Source organism: Bradyrhizobium sp. T-12 (assembly GCF_058314695.1).
On record NZ_CM177756.1, the window covers coordinates 7,162,813 to 7,177,873 of the forward strand.

The following is a 15,061-nucleotide window of genomic DNA, read 5'->3' on the forward strand; positions in this document are numbered from 1 at the left end:
TATTCCAGATCGCGTCGCTGGGTCGCGTCCTAATAAGGCGCATACTCACGCAGATACCGCCGCGATGGCCGCTGCTGGTTGTACGCCGTGCGCGGATTGACCCCGCAGGTCAAGAGGCGCCCGGAGACGCTGGCCTGGCATTGCTGCAACGTCCGATAGGAGCATTCACCGGGGTAGCCGGTGCCCCTGCCCTGGGCACACCAGGGATAATCATAAGCCGCAGCTGGACTGATGCCGGCAAGGCTGCCGACGCCCAATCCAGCCAGCGCGACCATTGCGAATATTGCCTTGCGCATTTGCGTGCTCCTTGCCGGATGCCTCAGAAGAATAGGCCTCCTGAGAACGCCGGCAAGGCCGCAAGGTTGCTATCGCCTACTCGACCTTCAGGCCGGCGAACTCGACAACCTTCTTCCACTTTTCGGTCTCGGCCTTGATCTCCTCGCCGAACGCCTCGGGCGTCTGCGCCCGCGGCTCGCCGCCGAGTTCGACCAGACGCTTGGCCATGTCGGGCTCCTTGATCAGCGCGTTGACCTCGGCGTTGAGCTTGGCGATGATCTCCTTCGGAGTGTTCTTCGGCGCACCCATGCCGAACAGCGCGCTGGCCTCATAGCCCTTCACGGTGTCGGCGATCGGTTGCACGTCGGGCAATTGCGCCGAGCGCTCCGTGGTGGTGACGCCGATCGCACGAAGCGAGCCGGAGCGGATGTGCTGGATGATCGAGGGCATGTTGTCGAAGATCACCTGCACCTGGCCGCCGAGCATGTCGGTGATCGCGGGCGCCGCGCCGCGATAGGGCACGTGTTGCATCTTGCAGCCGGTCATGGCCATGAACATCTCGCCGGACAGATGCACCGAGGTGCCGTTGCCGGACGAGGCCATGTTCACCTTGCCGGGATTGGCCTTCACATATTCGATGAACTCGGCGACGTTCTTCGCCGGCACGTCCTTGTTGACGGTCATCACGTTCGGCACGCGCTGGAACGAGGCGACCGGCGCCATGTCGGTCACGAAGTTGAACTTCAGATTCTTGTAGAGCGAGGTGTTGATGTAGTTGGCCGGATTGACCAGCTGCAGCGTGTAGCCGTCTGGTTCGGCATTGATGACCGATTCGGTGGCGATGTTGTTGCCGGCGCCCGGCTTGTTCTCGATCACGAATTGCTGGCCGAGCTTTTCCGAGAGCCGCTGGCCGATCAGCCGCGCCAGGATGTCGGTGGCGCCGCCCGGCGGATAGCCGACCACCCATTTCACGGGCCGGGCCGGATAATCGGCGGCAAAGGCCTTCGACAGCGGGGTGGCTGCAAGCGGACTGGCGGCGAGCAGGCCCAGCGCGGTACGGCGAGTGATCATCTCAAGGGTTCTCCCAAGTGTTGTTCTTGAAGCCAGATAGCTTGAACCCGGCGTCGGTGGGGTTGTAACAAAGCTTGCCGCAGGCGGAAAGTGCACGGGGCGCATCACGACGAAAGGATAAGGCATGCCGGTCAAGGTCGAAGCTCTCGATCATCTCGTGATCAACGTCGCCGATGTCGCGGCCACCACGGAGTGGTACCGCAGGATTCTCGGCATGGAAGTCAAGGTGTTCGATCCCGGCGGCGGCAAAGCGCCGCGGACTTCGCTTCACTTTGGTAACCAGAAGATCAACGTCCGGCCGCGCGATGCCGACAAGGTGGAATGGTTCACCGCCGACCACCAGACGGCCGGCAGCGAGGACCTCTGCTTCCTCACCTCCGCCGTCCCCGACGAGGTGGTGGCGCATTTGCAGGCCCACGGCGTCGCAATCGAGGAAGGCCCGGTTCCCAAGCAGGGCGCACGCGGCACACTGCGCTCGGTCTATTGCCGGGACCCGGATGGCAGCCTGATCGAGATTTCGTCGTACGGGGATTAGCGCGCAGAAGCGCGCTGCCGGCCGCACACTCCGTCGTCATGCCCGGGCTTGTCCCGGCCATGACGGAGGAGAGAGTACGCACCTCACGACGCACGATGCACCATGCCCCTCCCCCCTTCCGATTTGCGCCCCGCCCCATCCGATGGCAGGAAGACGCAATCATCGAAAGACGGCCGCCATCAAGATGCAGGCTGCACGGGGAGGAGCCATGCCACTTCAACAAGCCACAGCCGGAATCGTCGGCCCGTTCGACGGGCTCGACGTGCCCTGGTTGCTCAAGATGCGCGCCGAGGTCCGGCGTGATCATCCGTTCCTGATCTGGGCGCCGTTCGTTGCGCCGGCGCGGCGCTGGAGCTATGGCGAGTTTCACGAGCGGGTCGGTGCGCTCGCGGCGGGACTGACACGGCGCGGCGTGAAGCCGGGCGAATATGTGCTCATTCACCTCGACAATTGCATCGAGGCGATGCTGGCCTGGTTTGCCTGTGTCGAGCTCGGCGCCATCGCGGTCACCACCAACACCCGCTCGGCGCCGGCCGAGATCGCCTATTTCGCCGATCATTGCGGTGCGGTCGCCGCGATCACGCAGCCCGCCTATGCGGACATCGTCGCGCGGAATTGCGGCAACCTCCGCTGGCTCGCGGTGACCTCGCACGATGCGGGCGCGGCACCTGCGCAGGCGGTCTCGCGCGGCGACAGTTTTGAATCCCTGTTCGCCGACAGCGCCGACCGTCCGAAACGCGCGGCCGATCCGCTCGCGCCATGCAGCGTGCAATACACCTCGGGCACGACGTCGCGGCCCAAGGCGGTGCTGTGGACCCATGCCAACGCGCTGTGGGGCGCCAAGATCAACGCCGCGCATGAGGATCTGCATGCGAGCGACGTGCATCAGGCTTACCTGCCGCTATTCCACACCAACGCGCTCGCCTATTCCATGCTGGCGACGCTGTGGGTCGGGGCGACCTGCGTGATCCAGCCGCGTTTCTCGGCGAGCCGGTTCTGGGGCGTCGCGCGCGAGCACGGCGCGACCTGGACCTCGACGATACCGTTCTGCATGAAGGCGCTGCTCGAGCAGGAGATCCCGAAAAACCACAAATTCCGCCTGTGGGGCACCGCCATCAACGAGCCGCCGGCCTTTGCCGCGTTCGGCATCAAGATGATCGGCTGGTGGGGCATGACCGAGACCATCACCCACGGCATCGTCGGCGAAGTCGACCAGCCCAACATCCCGATGTCGATCGGCCGCGCTGCGCCGGAATATGAAATCCGCATCACCGACGACGACGGGCGGGCCACCGAAATCGGCGGCACCGGCAATCTTTCGATCAGGGGCATTCCCGGCCTGTCGCTGTTCGCCGAATATCTGCACAACGAGAAAGCGACACGCGAAAGCTTCGACGAGCACGGCTTCTTCCTCACCGGCGACCGCGTCGAGCGACTGCAGAACGGCTTCATCAAGTTCGGCGACCGCGCCAAGGACATGCTGAAGGTCGGCGGCGAGAACGTCGCGGCCTCCGAGATCGAGCAGGTGATCGCGCTGGTCGCAGGCGTGCGCGAGAACGCCGTGGTGGCGAAGTCGCATCCGATGCTGGACGAGGTGCCTGTCGTCTTCATCATCCCGCAGGGCGGCGTCGCCGGCGCTGCGCCCGATCTGCAGGAGCGCGTGATGGAAGCCTGCCGCAAGGGCCTCGCCGACTTCAAGCTGCCGCGCGAGATCCGGTTCGTCGACGACATGCCGCGCTCGACACTGGAGAAGGTGGCGAAGGCGGAGCTGCGGAAGATGGTGGGGTAGCAGCGTCGCTCCAGGGCGGTGCGCAGCACCGAACTCCGGTGCGCACTGGCGCAACTGAGAACCTCGAGATTCCGGGTTCGCGCTACGCGCGCCCCGGAATCACGGATTGGATCATCAGAACGACCCCAGCGCCACCGGGCGGAACGCCTGCAGGAGTTGCTGATCCAGCTTGCCGCCCATGCCTTCCATCATGCCGAACGCACGGGAATGCGTGAACGGCATGCGGTAGGCCCGTTTCTCGACCAGCGCGGCATAGATGTCGACGATCGTCGTGAGGCGCACGATGTCGCTGATCTGGTTCGACGACAGGCCGTTCGGATAGCCGGAGCCGTCGAGAAATTCGTGGTGATGCAGGATCACATCGAGCATCTCCGGCGGGAAGCCGCCCTGGGCGGCCAGCGCGTCATAGCCGCGGCGCGGATGCTGGCGGACTTCGGCCATCTCCTCGTCGGTGAGCTTGCCGGGCTTGTCGAGCAGCGCGGAGGGAACGAAGGCCTTGCCGACGTCGTGCAGCAGCGCGGCGCGGGTCAGGCGGCGCTGGTCGTCCTCGCGCATGCCGAGATGCTGCGCGAAGGCGACGGCGAAGCCGGTGACGAACAGGCAGTGCCGATAGCTGCCGACATGGTGGCAACCCACCGTGGTGAGCCATTCGCGCAGCGAGGAATGCTTGATCGCTTTCAGGATCTTGCTTTCGGCGGCGATGACGTCGTCGAAGGTCAGGGGCACGCCGAGCGGCAGCTTCTCGAACATCTTCGCCAGCAACGCATGCGCCGCCTCGACGCCGCGGTTGAGCGTCTTGCCGCGATCGGTCGCGTCATAGACGGCGGTGTCCGGGAAGGCGGCGCGGATGCGCTGCAGGATGGCGTCGGCCTGGAGCGGCCGCGAAATGGTGTCGGTGGCGCCCAGCGCCCAGGCCTGCATGGTGCCGTGATGCAGCGCATCGGCCAGCACGAACAACCGCGGCATCGAACGATAGGCATCGCCGCGCAGCTTGTTGCGCACCCGCTGCACGCTCTCGGGCGAGCGCAGATTGATGTCGACCACCAGGCCGGAGAGATCGCGCGCGGGCTTGTCGGGGATCTCCTGCGTCGTCACCGTCGAAACGTCGCCGACCGCCTTCAGGATGCTGGCGAGCTCGGAGCTCTCGTCGCTCCGGTCGGAGGCGAGCAGAAGCCGGCGTTTGGCGGCGGATTTGGCTGGCGCGTTCATGGCTTCCCCAAAGCATGGGACTGGATTCCGCATCAGCCTAAGCCGGATCAGGTTCTCCGGCCCTTAAGAGGCGTGCTCAAGGGAACATTCCAGAATTGCACGCAATTTTAGAGATTGGGTTCCCGGGGGCTCCCCGCAAAAGTGCGAAAACAACCCCATGCACAGTAGAGCGGGCATTGAAAATACAGGGAATTTTTGACGCGTTCGCCCCACCCCCATGTCGTCGCCCGGCTAGACCGGGCGACCCCGTACGCCGAGACGGCGCGGCTGGAACCGAGGCGCCGCGGCGTACGGGATGCCCCGCCCTGCGCGGGGCATGACACCGAGAATGGGGATGTAGCCTCGTAAAACAAATCCGCCGGAGGTTGCCCTCCGGCGGATCATCTCATTCGGCAATCGCAGCTCGCCTTACGCCTTCATGCTCGCCTTCACGGCCTCCGCCGTGATCGGCAGCGCGCGCACGCGGGCGCCGCTCGCGTTGAAGATGGCGTTGCCGATGGCGGGCGCGACCACCGTCACCGCGGGCTCGCCGACGCCGGTGGCCTTCTCGCCATTGGCGATCACGGCGACCGCGACCTCGGGCATCTGGCTCATGCGCAAGGGCGTGTAGGTATCGAAATTGGTCTGCTCGATGCCACCGTCCTTCAGCGTCGCCTTCTCGTACATCGCCAGCGACAGGCCCCACAACGCCGCGCCCTCGACCTGGGCACGGATGTTGTCGGGATGCACCTGCGTGCCGACGTCAGTTGCGACCGTGAGCTTCTTCACGGTCACCGCACCTGACGGCGCCACCGCGACATGGGCGACGCATGCCGTCCAGCTCGCGGTCGCGCGCTCCTGCGACGACACGCAGGCCACGCCCATGCCCTCGCCTTTCGGCAATGGCCTGGTGCCGTAGCCCGACAATCCCATCGCGGCGAGCAGCGTGTTGCGCAAGCGCTGCGCGCCGCCGTCGTTCTTGCCGGCGCCGTCGAGCAGCGAGATGCGGAACTGCGCGGGATCCTTGCCCGTGGCCGCCGCGATCTCGTCGATCATGCTTTCGACCGCCCAGAAGGTCCAGCCCGGCGCCACCGAGCGGAGCTGGCCGGATGGCGTCGCATTGTGCGCGAGCTCGTTCTTGATCGCGCGCACATAATGGTTGGGCACGGTGTAGAAGAAGTCCGCGCCGTTGACCGTGAAGCTGTCGAGCGGGCCCTTCTTGTCGACCGAGGGCGTCAGGAAATCAGGGATTCCCCAGCGCGCGGTCGGCCAGGCCGAGACCACGTCGTGGCTGAGCGCGACGAGCTTGCCGTCGCCGTCGACGCCGGCTTTCACTTTCTGGTAGGTGAGCGGGCGCGAGAAATCCATCGTCATGTCGTTCTCGCGCGAGTAGATCACCTTGACCGGCTTGCCGACTGCCTTCGCCGCCTGCACGGCCGGAATCATCATGTCGGCATCGAGCCTGCGGCCAAAGCCGCCGCCCAGCCAATGCTGGTGCATCACCACGAACTTGGGATCGATCCCGGCTGCACCCGCAGCGATCGCGCCGGAGCGCGTCGCGAACTGGTTGCCGGAATAGATGTGCAGGATGTCGCCCTTGAACTCCGCGGTGGCGTTCATCGGCTCCAGCGGCGCATGGATGTTGATGCTGGTGGTGTATTCGGCCTCGACCACTTTCGCCGCCGAGCCGAAGGCAGCAACGGGATCGCCGTCCTTGACGAAGAACTGGCCGGAATCATCCAGACCCTGAAGCCGCTTGGCTTCATCCAGCAGCGACTGGCTCGACAGTTTTGCGTTCGGACCGCCGTCATAGGCGATCTTCAGCGCGTCCGCAGCCTTGCGCGCGTTGGCATAGGTGTTGGCCACGGCGACGACCCAGCCGGACGTCGTTCCGGTCTTGTCGTCGAGGATGACGGCCTTCATGAAGCCGGGCACCTTCTTGGCTTCACTGTCGTCGACCGATTTCACCGTGGCGCCGAAGCGCACCGGCGGGGTCACCACCTTGCCGTAGGCCATGCCCGGCAGCATCACGTCGATGCCGTATTTGGCCGTGCCGTTGGTCTTGGAGGGGATGTCGAGCTGCGGCACCGAGACGCCGATCATGGTGTATTGATCCGGCGTCTTCAGCTTGATCGCCTTCAGCTCGTCCGGTGTGAAGGCCTTCGTCGCTTTGCCGCTCTTGACGATCTCGGCGAAGGTCATCTGCTTCTTCGACTTCGGATGCGAGATCACGGAGTCGCGGACCACGAGCTGGTCCTTGAAGTAGGGCGGCAGGCCCATGGCCGCGGCTGCGGCCTCCGTGAGTGCGATCCTGCCGGCGGCGCCGGCCCGGCTCATCGCTTCGAAATTCATCATGGTCGACCAGCTGCCGCCGGTGATCTGTGCGCCCAAGACCGGATCGTTGAACTTGGGATCGTTGGAGGCGAGCTGCACGCGCATGTCGCTCCACTTCGCGCCAAGCTCCTCGCAGACAATCTGCGCCATCGTCGAGGCGATGTGCTGGCCCATGTCGGCCTTGCCGCAGGTCACGGTGACGAGACCATCCGGCGAGATCGCGTACCAGACGCTCGGCTCGAAATTGGCGGGTGCCGCGGCGGCCGCAGCATCGATGCCGGGCACGCCGGCATAGCCGAGCACGAGGCCGGTCGCGGCGGTGCCGACCAGGAAGGAGCGGCGGCTGAGATCGGTCGTCTCGGGCAACACGTTCTTCACATGCTCGTTCATGTGGGCCTCCGCTCGTTGGAGGTGGCGGACGCGGTGCGCATCTCGGATGCGGCGCGCATGATCGCCTTCTGGATCCGCGAATAGGTCATGCAACGGCAGAGATTGCCGTCCATGTGAGCGACCACTTCTTCCTTGGTCGGATTGGGATTCTTCGACAGCAGCGAGGCCGCCTGCATGATCTGCCCGGACTGGCAGTAGCCGCATTGCGGCACCTGCTCGGCGATCCATGCCTTCTGCAAGGGATGATCGCCCTTGGCGGAGAGGCCTTCGATGGTGGTGATCTTCTTGCCGGCGACGTCACCGACCATGGTCTGGCATGAGCGCACGGCTTCGCCGTTGACGTGCACGGTGCAGGCCCCGCACAGCCCGGCGCCGCAGCCAAACTTGGTGCCGGTCATCTGCAATTGCTCGCGGATCGCCCAGAGGAGCGGCGTGTCGTTCGCCGCATCCACGGACAGACTCCGCCCGTTGATGGTGAGAGTTGGCATAGGCGTCTTCCCCTGCCGGTGCATGAAGCCGCTTACGGCGGCAACTTGAATGGCGGACGCCCACCGGGCTGGCGCCAGCCTTGGCCGCGAGAATGATCGCGTTCGGTTGCCGTGGCAATTGCAATTTGGAACGAATAGAAAAAACCGGCTCCGCACCCGCTCGTTGTGCGCCGCGCCAATGACGCCGACGCAGCTAGTGGACACAACAGCGGCCTGCGTCAGGCATGCATGCCACGGCGACTCCGGCGGTTTCCTCCGAGTAACCCGGCAGGCTAGGATGCGTGTTGAAACAAGAGCAACAAACAACAAGGGTGGACGAAATGCCTGGGATCAATCGGGATGGCGTCAAGATCTACTATGAGGTCCACGGCGACGGGCCGCCGCTGCTGCTCACCCATGGCTATTCATCGACGTCGGCGATGTGGCATGGCCAGATCGATGCGCTCGCCAGGGAGCACAAGCTGATCCTGTGGGACATGCGCGGCCACGGCCAGTCCGACTATCCCGATGATCCCAAGGCGTACAGCGAAGCGCTCACGGTCGGCGACATGGCGGCGATCCTCGATGCCGTCGGCGCGGAGCGCGCCATCATCGGCGGATTGTCGCTCGGCGGCTACATGTCGCTCGCGTTCTATCGCGCCTATCCGCAAGCCGCCCGCGCGCTGCTGATCATCGACACCGGCCCCGGCTTCAAGAAGGACGACGCACGCGAGGCCTGGAATGCGCGGGCGCTCGCCACCGCCGACAGGCTCGACCGCGAAGGCCTCGACGTGCTGAAATCGGCAACGCGTGAGCGCGCCGCCGCCAGTCATCGCAACGCCAGGGGCCTGGCACTCGCCGCACGCGGCATGCTGACCCAGCACGATGCCCGCGTGATCGAGCTGCTGCCCGACATCAAGGTGCCCTCGCTGATCGTGGTCGGCGCCGACGACACGCCGTTCCTCGCCGCGTCCGACTACATGGCCGCAAAAATCCCCGGCGCACAAAAGGTCGTGATCCCCGCCGCCGGCCACGCCGTCAACATCGATCAGCCCCAGGCTTTTGTTGACGCCGTCGAGCCTTTCCTGAAGAACTTGCCGGGATAGGCCGGGCAATTGGGACGTCGACCATGATGCGAGCGATCTTCGCGGCGGGCGCAATAGCGGCACTGCTGCCGTCGGCGGCACAGGCCGAGCCGTTCGGCGCGGTGCCGTCGCGCGCGCCGTTCGTCGCGACCTTGTCGAACAACATTCCGCTCGCGTTCGGCATGGATGCGGAACAGACCGCCCGCGCGCTGGGGCAGCCGCTGCAATATGTGCGCGGGCGCCCAGGCAACGAGATCTATCTCGCCCTGCGCAACATCGGCGGCAGCGGCCTGATCCCCTCCCGTCATCGCCTGTTCCTGCAATTCCGCCACGGCCGGCTGGCGGGATGGAAGGAAGATTACGGCGAGAACTGGATGTGGGAATAAATATATCCTCTCATGGTGAGGAGCGGCGGAGCCGCGTCTCGAACCATGAAGGCCACGCTGCTGCATCCCGGCCTTTCATCCATCGAGACGCGCTGACGCGCTCCTCAGGATGAGGAGTGAGATTTGAATTCGTGGCAAGAAATTCGTGGCAAGAAAGAAGGACAACCCGCGTGGGACAAGACATCAAGCTGACGGCCTCCGACAATTTCCAGCTCGGCGCTTATCGCGCTGATCCCCCGGGCGCGCCGAAGGGCGCGGTGGTGGTGATCCAGGAGATCTTTGGGGTCAATCACCATATCCGCTCGGTCTGCGACCGCCTCGCCGGGGAAGGCTATGTCGCGATCGCGCCGTCGATCTTCGACCGCACCGCACCGAACTTCCAGTCGGGCTATTCGCCCGATGAGATCGCCGAGGCGCGCAAGTTCGTCGCCAATCCGGACTGGGCCGCGATGCTGCGCGACACCCAGGCGGCGATCGATGCAGTGAAGGGCGTCGGGCCGGTCGGCATCATTGGCTTCTGCCTGGGCGGCAGCATCGCCTTCGTCGCGGCGACGCGATTGACCGGCCTGAGGGCTGCGATCGGCTATTACGGAGGTGCTGTCGTGCGCTTTGCGGATGAAAAGCCGAAGGCGCCGACGCAATTGCATTTCGGCGAGAAGGATGCCGGCATCCCCTTGACCGACGTCGAGACCATCAAGTCGAAGCGGCCGGACGCGGAAGTCTTCGTCTATCCGGGCGCGCAGCACGGCTTCCATTGCGACGAGCGCGCGAGCTACGACAAGGCCAGCGCCGACATCGCCTGGCCGCGCAGCATGGCATTTTTCGCGACGCATTTGAAATAGGTCTCCCCACCGTCATTCCGGGCTCGCGCTACGCGCGCCCCGGAATGACGGGAGGCGAGAGCAGAAATCGGGTGGCTGCATCGCGGCATCCGGCGATAGAACTGGCGGATCAACGCCAACTCTCCCCGGGAACTCGCCATGCATCAGGCCATCACGCACCTCGTCCTCCGCAATCCCTTCGGAACCATGGACGTCCCCTCGCCCGATGATTCCGAGGTGATGGACTATGCCGCGACGGCCACGCTGCCCGGTGATGCGGCGGACGGCAATGCGGCGGCGTGGGCTGCGATCGCAGCGCCACCCGATCCGCTCGAAGGCATCTGGGCCAGCCGCTGGAACGGTGGCGCCGATCCGACCATTGCCGGCGATAGGCCGGACAGGTGGAAACAGGGGCGCGCGGAGATCCGCATCGCCGCCGGCCGGATCTATCTGCGCTTCGACTGGGATCATGGCCGCCGGCACGGGCTGATCGAGGCCGCGCGCGAGGGCGCGGATCGGCTCGTCGGGAAATATATCAACCTGACCACGCCGGCGATCACGCGGCCATGGGTCGGCGTCGTGGTCGACACGAACAGGATCGACGGATGTTTTCCGGAGGGGCGGCTGGATTTTCGGAGGTAGAAATCTGGCGACATCCCCGCCGTCATTCCGCGATGCGCCGACAGGCGCAGGCCCGGACTGACGAGAGAAGAGAGTCTTAGAACCAGCGCTCGCCGACGAACACAGTGTCGCCGGGGTTCAGGGGCGTGCCGAGCGGCACCACGGCGCGCATGGAGCCGCCATTCTCGGTGTGCGTGACGGTGACCACGTCGCGCTTGGCGCGCGGCGAGAAACCGCCGGCGATCGCGACCGCGCTTTCGACCGTCATGTTCGGCACGTAAGGATATTGGCCGGGCGCGGTGACTTCGCCGAGAATGAAGAACGGGCGATAGGCCTCGATCTCCACCGCGACCGAGGGCTCGCGGATGTAGCCGTTGCGCAGGCGCGCGGCGATCTCGCCGGCAAGGCCTGCGGTGGTGCGGCCGCGGGCCGGCACCGCGCCGATCAGCGGCATAGTGATGGAGCCGCCGGCATCGATGGCGTAGCTGTTGGTGAGACCTTCCTGGCCGTAGACCACGACGCGAAGCTTGTCGCCGGCGTCGAGATGGTAGGAGGCGTCATAGCGCACCGGCGCCGCCATCGGCGCGGCGTAGCCGACCGTCATGGGGGCGGGCGAAGCGGCAAAGGAATTGCTGAGAGCCGCGATGGCGCCGCCGCCGTTATTGGCAACGACGACCGGCGGAGGAGCGCCATAGGGCTGGCCATAGGCCATCGAGTCGAGATCGGCGCGCGGCTGCATCACAGCGACAGGGCCGGCGGTCTGCATGCAGCCGCCAAGGTTCAGCGCGGCGGACGCTGCCAAGGCCACTGCCGTGATCGACGATCGAAACGCGCGTGCAACTGGCACCGGACCCATCCCTCGAAACGAGACAGCTCAAGTGATGCACCGGTTATGGTTAATAAAGCGTTTGCGGGTGATGATGACGGTGGCGACGCGATAGCAGCCGCACACGCCGTCATGCCCGGGCTAATCAACAAGCCCGGCCATGACGGAAGTTCTGGTGAGACTACGCGCTCACGCCCACGCCGATCGGGCAAGACACGCCGGTGCCCCCCAGGCCGCAATAGCCGGCGGGGTTCTTCGCCAGATATTGCTGATGGTAGTCCTCGGCGAAATAGAACTCGCCCGATGGCGCGATCTCGGTGGTGATGGCACCGAGGCGCTTTGCAGCGAGCGCCTTCTGATAGAGCGCCTTCGAGGCGTCGGCCGCCGCCTTCTGCGCATCCGACGTGGTGTAGATCGCGCTTCGGTACTGCGTGCCGACGTCGTTGCCCTGACGCATGCCCTGCGTCGGGTTGTGGCTCTCCCAGAACGTCTTCAGGAGCGTCTCGTAGGAGATCCTGTTCGGATCGAACACGACCAGCACCACTTCGGTGTGGCCGGTGCGGCCCGAGCAGGTCTCTTCATAGGTCGGATTCGGCGTATGGCCGCCGGCATAGCCGACAGCGGTGGTGTAGATGCCGTCGCCGAGCTGCCAGAATTTGCGCTCGGCGCCCCAGAAGCAGCCGAGGCCGAACACGGCCGTTTCGAAGCCGGCGGGATAAGGCGGCTTGAGCCTGCTACCGTTGACGAAATGGGTGGTCGCGGTCGGAATGGCCTGGGCACGGCCGGGCAGCGCCTCGGCTGCGCTCGGCAATGCGGTGGTCTTGCGCATGAACAGCATGATGGGTCTCCGCAGAACGAGCCGTCCGCCGCCTCAGCAGATGCTCGAGGCGGGGCGTGCTCGCGATCAGGTGGGAATATAGGGAGCTACGTGAGCGGAAGCAGCGGTGTTACGCCGCGCGCTGCGCAGCGCTCGACCCCCGCGGGAATTGAAGGTCAATCCCGGGGGAATTGAAGATCAATCCCGGGAATAGCCGATCAGCGGCTTGCGCGGCCGGAACAGGATCATCAGCAGGATGCCGAGAATGCCGAGGACGGCAAAGACCGGCTGATCCAGCAGCAGGCGGATCACCGAGGTCCAGAGCCATGGCGCCTTGGCCTCGACCCAGGTGCGGAAGGCCGATTGGCTGGCCTGATTGATGTCGTTCCAGAACTGGCCGAACCGGGTGAATTTGAGGGTCTGGTCGGCCACCCAGCGGGCGCCGTCATAGACCATGAAGATGAACCCGCCGGCGAGCAGCAACAGCCCAATCAGTCGGAAAAAACCGCGGATCATGCCTCACCTTATATGGTCGTCCGATCGGAGGACCCAAACAAAACGCCGCCAGCCCATAGCCGGGTGACGGCAGAAATTCAACCTCTTCAGGGCGTTACGGCGCCCCCTGGAGCCCCCCAAGGCCGCTTTTCCAGCCCGGAAAGCGTTGACGGTGCCGCAGACCCTCTCTATAAGGGCGCCAACTGGCGGCGGGCGCAATCCTGCCGCCGCTGTTCTTTGAGCAGTTGCAGGCCACGCGAGCTTAGAGCCCGTGGAGGCCTCATGTTCCCGGGACGGCCCAGCAACCGAACACCCTAAATCCGAGCGTCGATTACGCGGTCAAGCAAGCCGGCGCTACCCGACCAAGACGCGACCGGTACCCGCAAAGGATATTGAGACCATGGCCAATACCACTTCCGCCAAGAAAGCGACGCGCAAGATCGCCCGCCGCACCGCCGTCAACAAGTCGCGCCGCACCCAGATGCGCGGCGCCGTGCGCACCGTCGAGGAAGCCATCGCGACCGGCGACCGCGCCGCCGCCGTCAAGGCGCTGGCGAATGCCGAGCCCGCCTTGATGCGCGCCGCCCAGCGCAACATCATTCACAAGAACAACGCCAGCCGCAAAGTCTCGCGCCTCACCGCGCAGATCGCCAAGCTCTCCAAGTAAGCTCGCCGGGCGAGCTCGCGGAAGTAAGCTTGCCGCGTCACGGCCGCTCGATCGGTCGACCGATCGAACATCGCACACGTCAAACAGCCCGGCATCGCGCCGGGCTTTTTTGTTGGCTGTCGTATTCACGGAAAGCACACGCACGATCGATCGTCGGTCCGAAGGTTCGCACCGCCTGCGCTATTCTTCGTTCCGTAGTTCTACTTGCCGATGTCTTGCAGCGGCGGTCTTGCAACAGCGGAAACTTCACCGCGTTGCAAAAACCCTTGTGCTGCGGCCTCGAATTGAATCCCATAGAGACGAAAGTTCTACACACCGTAGATTCACCGGTACATATCCCGCACTGGAGTTACCCTGTGAAACGAGACTCAAAAAACGATGTCTCGCTAATCACTTATCGACATAGCGAGCGCAAGCATTTGGAAAACTCGCCTCGCGCGTCGCGTGCATGACAAATTTTTAAAAAAAAGTTGGCGGTGGCGGAGAATTGTCACATGAGGCGCGGCATTTTCGATTCTGTGCACGAATCCAAAAACTTGGTCCGAAGCCTGTGCACAACTCGCGTGCGACGTTAACCGACGTCAAGTTTTTTTGGTGGCTCAAGTGTGAATCAATTCGTTGCGAGTCTTTCCGCTTAGTGTATTCCTTAGGTCGTCAGCGGCGCCCACGATCTTCAGACCAGCGCGGTTTAGGAAACGGGGCGAGCGTGCAAATCGGCGGCGGTGTGCACGTAGGCGACGCTTCAAAAAGCGATGTCGGTTCACAACCCATAGCAATGTGGGAATGGTAGCTGTTTGTCTGAATGTCTCCAAGCGGGATCTTCCCGCCTCGTGCGGAAAGCACACATGAGAGACGTCGCAACGCTACCCCGACACGCAAGTTGGGCGAAGTCGAGCGGACGACTAGTACACGGGCAGGCATCCGCGACATCGTAAGCCGCGGCTGTCTTTTGGACACGCAGGACCTTGTCGTGAGCAATCACGGCAGGACGGGGAGGTATCATGTCTTACGGACTCAACGCGGTATTGAATCACGTCTCTTACTCGAACGATGCCGGTTTAGATCAGTCCGACCTCCAGCCTCCCGCGTGTGACGGAGCGTCGAGTACGCGCTGACCTCGCGAACCCTCCATCTCTGACATCGCTGACCGGACGCGGCGTTTCTCGCCGAGCGGCGGAGCCATGCCTGGCGATGGACTCGCTCTGAGGTCGCACCATGACAGAAACCCTGGCGGCAGGAACTCTGCATGGCGCTCACCACGCAACCTTATCTCTCAAGAAAAGTTTTCTGACG

15 protein-coding genes are annotated in these 15,061 nt (G+C 64.5%); 7 read left to right on the forward strand and 8 right to left on the reverse strand.

Annotation, left to right across the window (positions count from 1 at the left end; translation table 11 throughout):
- Positions 1 to 29 precede the first annotated feature (29 nt).
- Together AC0WRY_RS34135 and AC0WRY_RS34140 are read right to left on the reverse strand one after the other, a co-directional pair.
- On the reverse strand, positions 30 to 296 hold the full coding sequence (locus AC0WRY_RS34135) for a DUF3551 domain-containing protein (protein WP_194405087.1): 267 nt from the start codon (positions 294 to 296) through the stop codon (positions 30 to 32).
- 76 nt (positions 297 to 372) lie between these two features.
- Entirely contained in the window at positions 373 to 1,347 is a 975-nt protein-coding gene (locus AC0WRY_RS34140) for a Bug family tripartite tricarboxylate transporter substrate binding protein (protein WP_194405088.1), read from the reverse strand.
- A gap of 124 nt (positions 1,348 to 1,471) precedes the next feature.
- Here AC0WRY_RS34140 and AC0WRY_RS34145 point away from each other — a divergent pair, with 124 nt between their 5' ends.
- Positions 1,472 to 1,882, forward strand: coding sequence for a VOC family protein (locus tag AC0WRY_RS34145; protein WP_194405089.1), 411 nt, complete (start codon positions 1,472 to 1,474; stop codon positions 1,880 to 1,882).
- Between the two features lie 208 nt (positions 1,883 to 2,090).
- Positions 2,091 to 3,671 carry an AMP-binding protein gene (locus tag AC0WRY_RS34150; protein ID WP_491122508.1) on the forward strand — a complete coding sequence of 527 codons (1,581 nt, stop codon included), beginning with the start codon at positions 2,091 to 2,093 and terminating at the stop codon, positions 3,669 to 3,671.
- A gap of 114 nt (positions 3,672 to 3,785) precedes the next feature.
- Here AC0WRY_RS34150 and AC0WRY_RS34155 read toward each other — a convergent pair whose 3' ends face one another.
- The 3 genes from AC0WRY_RS34155 to AC0WRY_RS34165 all read right to left on the reverse strand — a co-directional run bounded on the left by AC0WRY_RS34155 (position 3,786) and on the right by AC0WRY_RS34165 (position 8,071).
- Positions 3,786 to 4,880 carry an HD-GYP domain-containing protein gene (locus AC0WRY_RS34155; protein WP_194405091.1) on the reverse strand — a complete coding sequence of 365 codons (1,095 nt, stop codon included), beginning with the start codon at positions 4,878 to 4,880 and terminating at the stop codon, positions 3,786 to 3,788.
- A gap of 408 nt (positions 4,881 to 5,288) precedes the next feature.
- Positions 5,289 to 7,583 carry a xanthine dehydrogenase family protein molybdopterin-binding subunit gene (locus AC0WRY_RS34160; RefSeq protein ID WP_194405092.1) on the reverse strand — a complete coding sequence of 765 codons (2,295 nt, stop codon included), beginning with the start codon at positions 7,581 to 7,583 and terminating at the stop codon, positions 5,289 to 5,291.
- Positions 7,580 to 8,071 carry a (2Fe-2S)-binding protein gene (locus tag AC0WRY_RS34165; protein WP_063199072.1) on the reverse strand — a complete coding sequence of 164 codons (492 nt, stop codon included), beginning with the start codon at positions 8,069 to 8,071 and terminating at the stop codon, positions 7,580 to 7,582. Before AC0WRY_RS34165 ends, AC0WRY_RS34160 begins: the two co-directional genes overlap by 4 nt.
- Positions 8,072 to 8,391: 320 nt before the next feature.
- Here AC0WRY_RS34165 and AC0WRY_RS34170 point away from each other — a divergent pair, with 320 nt between their 5' ends.
- From AC0WRY_RS34170 to AC0WRY_RS34185, 4 genes are all read left to right on the forward strand, one after another.
- Positions 8,392 to 9,156 carry an alpha/beta fold hydrolase gene (locus tag AC0WRY_RS34170; protein WP_491122509.1) on the forward strand — a complete coding sequence of 255 codons (765 nt, stop codon included), beginning with the start codon at positions 8,392 to 8,394 and terminating at the stop codon, positions 9,154 to 9,156.
- A 23-nt stretch (positions 9,157 to 9,179) separates the two neighbouring features.
- The gene (locus tag AC0WRY_RS34175) at positions 9,180 to 9,521 is read left to right on the forward strand and encodes a hypothetical protein (RefSeq protein WP_194405094.1); all 342 of its coding nucleotides are present in this window, start codon (positions 9,180 to 9,182) and stop codon (positions 9,519 to 9,521) included.
- A 170-nt stretch (positions 9,522 to 9,691) separates the two neighbouring features.
- The gene (locus tag AC0WRY_RS34180; RefSeq protein ID WP_491122510.1) at positions 9,692 to 10,363 is read left to right on the forward strand and encodes a dienelactone hydrolase family protein; all 672 of its coding nucleotides are present in this window, start codon (positions 9,692 to 9,694) and stop codon (positions 10,361 to 10,363) included.
- A gap of 138 nt (positions 10,364 to 10,501) precedes the next feature.
- The gene (locus tag AC0WRY_RS34185; protein ID WP_491122511.1) at positions 10,502 to 10,984 is read left to right on the forward strand and encodes a hypothetical protein; all 483 of its coding nucleotides are present in this window, start codon (positions 10,502 to 10,504) and stop codon (positions 10,982 to 10,984) included.
- A 76-nt stretch (positions 10,985 to 11,060) separates the two neighbouring features.
- Here AC0WRY_RS34185 and AC0WRY_RS34190 read toward each other — a convergent pair whose 3' ends face one another.
- The 3 genes from AC0WRY_RS34190 to AC0WRY_RS34200 all read right to left on the reverse strand — a co-directional run bounded on the left by AC0WRY_RS34190 (position 11,061) and on the right by AC0WRY_RS34200 (position 13,122).
- Complete coding sequence (locus AC0WRY_RS34190; protein WP_491122512.1) at positions 11,061 to 11,810, reverse strand: polysaccharide biosynthesis/export family protein; 750 nt, start codon at positions 11,808 to 11,810, stop codon at positions 11,061 to 11,063.
- A gap of 160 nt (positions 11,811 to 11,970) precedes the next feature.
- The gene (msrA, locus tag AC0WRY_RS34195) at positions 11,971 to 12,627 is read right to left on the reverse strand and encodes a peptide-methionine (S)-S-oxide reductase MsrA (protein WP_194405098.1); all 657 of its coding nucleotides are present in this window, start codon (positions 12,625 to 12,627) and stop codon (positions 11,971 to 11,973) included.
- Positions 12,628 to 12,804: 177 nt separating this feature from the next.
- Positions 12,805 to 13,122 carry a hypothetical protein gene (locus tag AC0WRY_RS34200; protein ID WP_028139549.1) on the reverse strand — a complete coding sequence of 106 codons (318 nt, stop codon included), beginning with the start codon at positions 13,120 to 13,122 and terminating at the stop codon, positions 12,805 to 12,807.
- Between the two features lie 379 nt (positions 13,123 to 13,501).
- Between AC0WRY_RS34200 and rpsT the strand changes: the two genes are divergently transcribed.
- Positions 13,502 to 13,768: a 30S ribosomal protein S20 gene (rpsT, locus tag AC0WRY_RS34205; protein WP_194405099.1), complete on the forward strand. Its 267-nt coding sequence runs from the start codon at positions 13,502 to 13,504 to the stop codon at positions 13,766 to 13,768.
- The last annotated feature ends 1,293 nt before the right edge of the window (positions 13,769 to 15,061 follow it).

Coding starts and splice junctions, on each gene's coding strand:
- AC0WRY_RS34135 (WP_194405087.1), bottom strand. CDS start 296: ATGCGCAAGGCAATATTCGCAATGGTCGCGCTGGCTGGATTGGGCGTC.
- AC0WRY_RS34140 (WP_194405088.1), bottom strand. CDS start 1,347: ATGATCACTCGCCGTACCGCGCTGGGCCTGCTCGCCGCCAGTCCGCTT.
- AC0WRY_RS34145 (WP_194405089.1), top strand. CDS start 1,472: ATGCCGGTCAAGGTCGAAGCTCTCGATCATCTCGTGATCAACGTCGCC.
- AC0WRY_RS34150 (WP_491122508.1), top strand. CDS start 2,091: ATGCCACTTCAACAAGCCACAGCCGGAATCGTCGGCCCGTTCGACGGG.
- AC0WRY_RS34155 (WP_194405091.1), bottom strand. CDS start 4,880: ATGAACGCGCCAGCCAAATCCGCCGCCAAACGCCGGCTTCTGCTCGCC.
- AC0WRY_RS34160 (WP_194405092.1), bottom strand. CDS start 7,583: ATGAACGAGCATGTGAAGAACGTGTTGCCCGAGACGACCGATCTCAGC.
- AC0WRY_RS34165 (WP_063199072.1), bottom strand. CDS start 8,071: ATGCCAACTCTCACCATCAACGGGCGGAGTCTGTCCGTGGATGCGGCG.
- AC0WRY_RS34170 (WP_491122509.1), top strand. CDS start 8,392: ATGCCTGGGATCAATCGGGATGGCGTCAAGATCTACTATGAGGTCCAC.
- AC0WRY_RS34175 (WP_194405094.1), top strand. CDS start 9,180: ATGATGCGAGCGATCTTCGCGGCGGGCGCAATAGCGGCACTGCTGCCG.
- AC0WRY_RS34185 (WP_491122511.1), top strand. CDS start 10,502: ATGCATCAGGCCATCACGCACCTCGTCCTCCGCAATCCCTTCGGAACC.
- msrA (WP_194405098.1), bottom strand. CDS start 12,627: ATGCTGTTCATGCGCAAGACCACCGCATTGCCGAGCGCAGCCGAGGCG.
- AC0WRY_RS34200 (WP_028139549.1), bottom strand. CDS start 13,122: ATGATCCGCGGTTTTTTCCGACTGATTGGGCTGTTGCTGCTCGCCGGC.
- rpsT (WP_194405099.1), top strand. CDS start 13,502: ATGGCCAATACCACTTCCGCCAAGAAAGCGACGCGCAAGATCGCCCGC.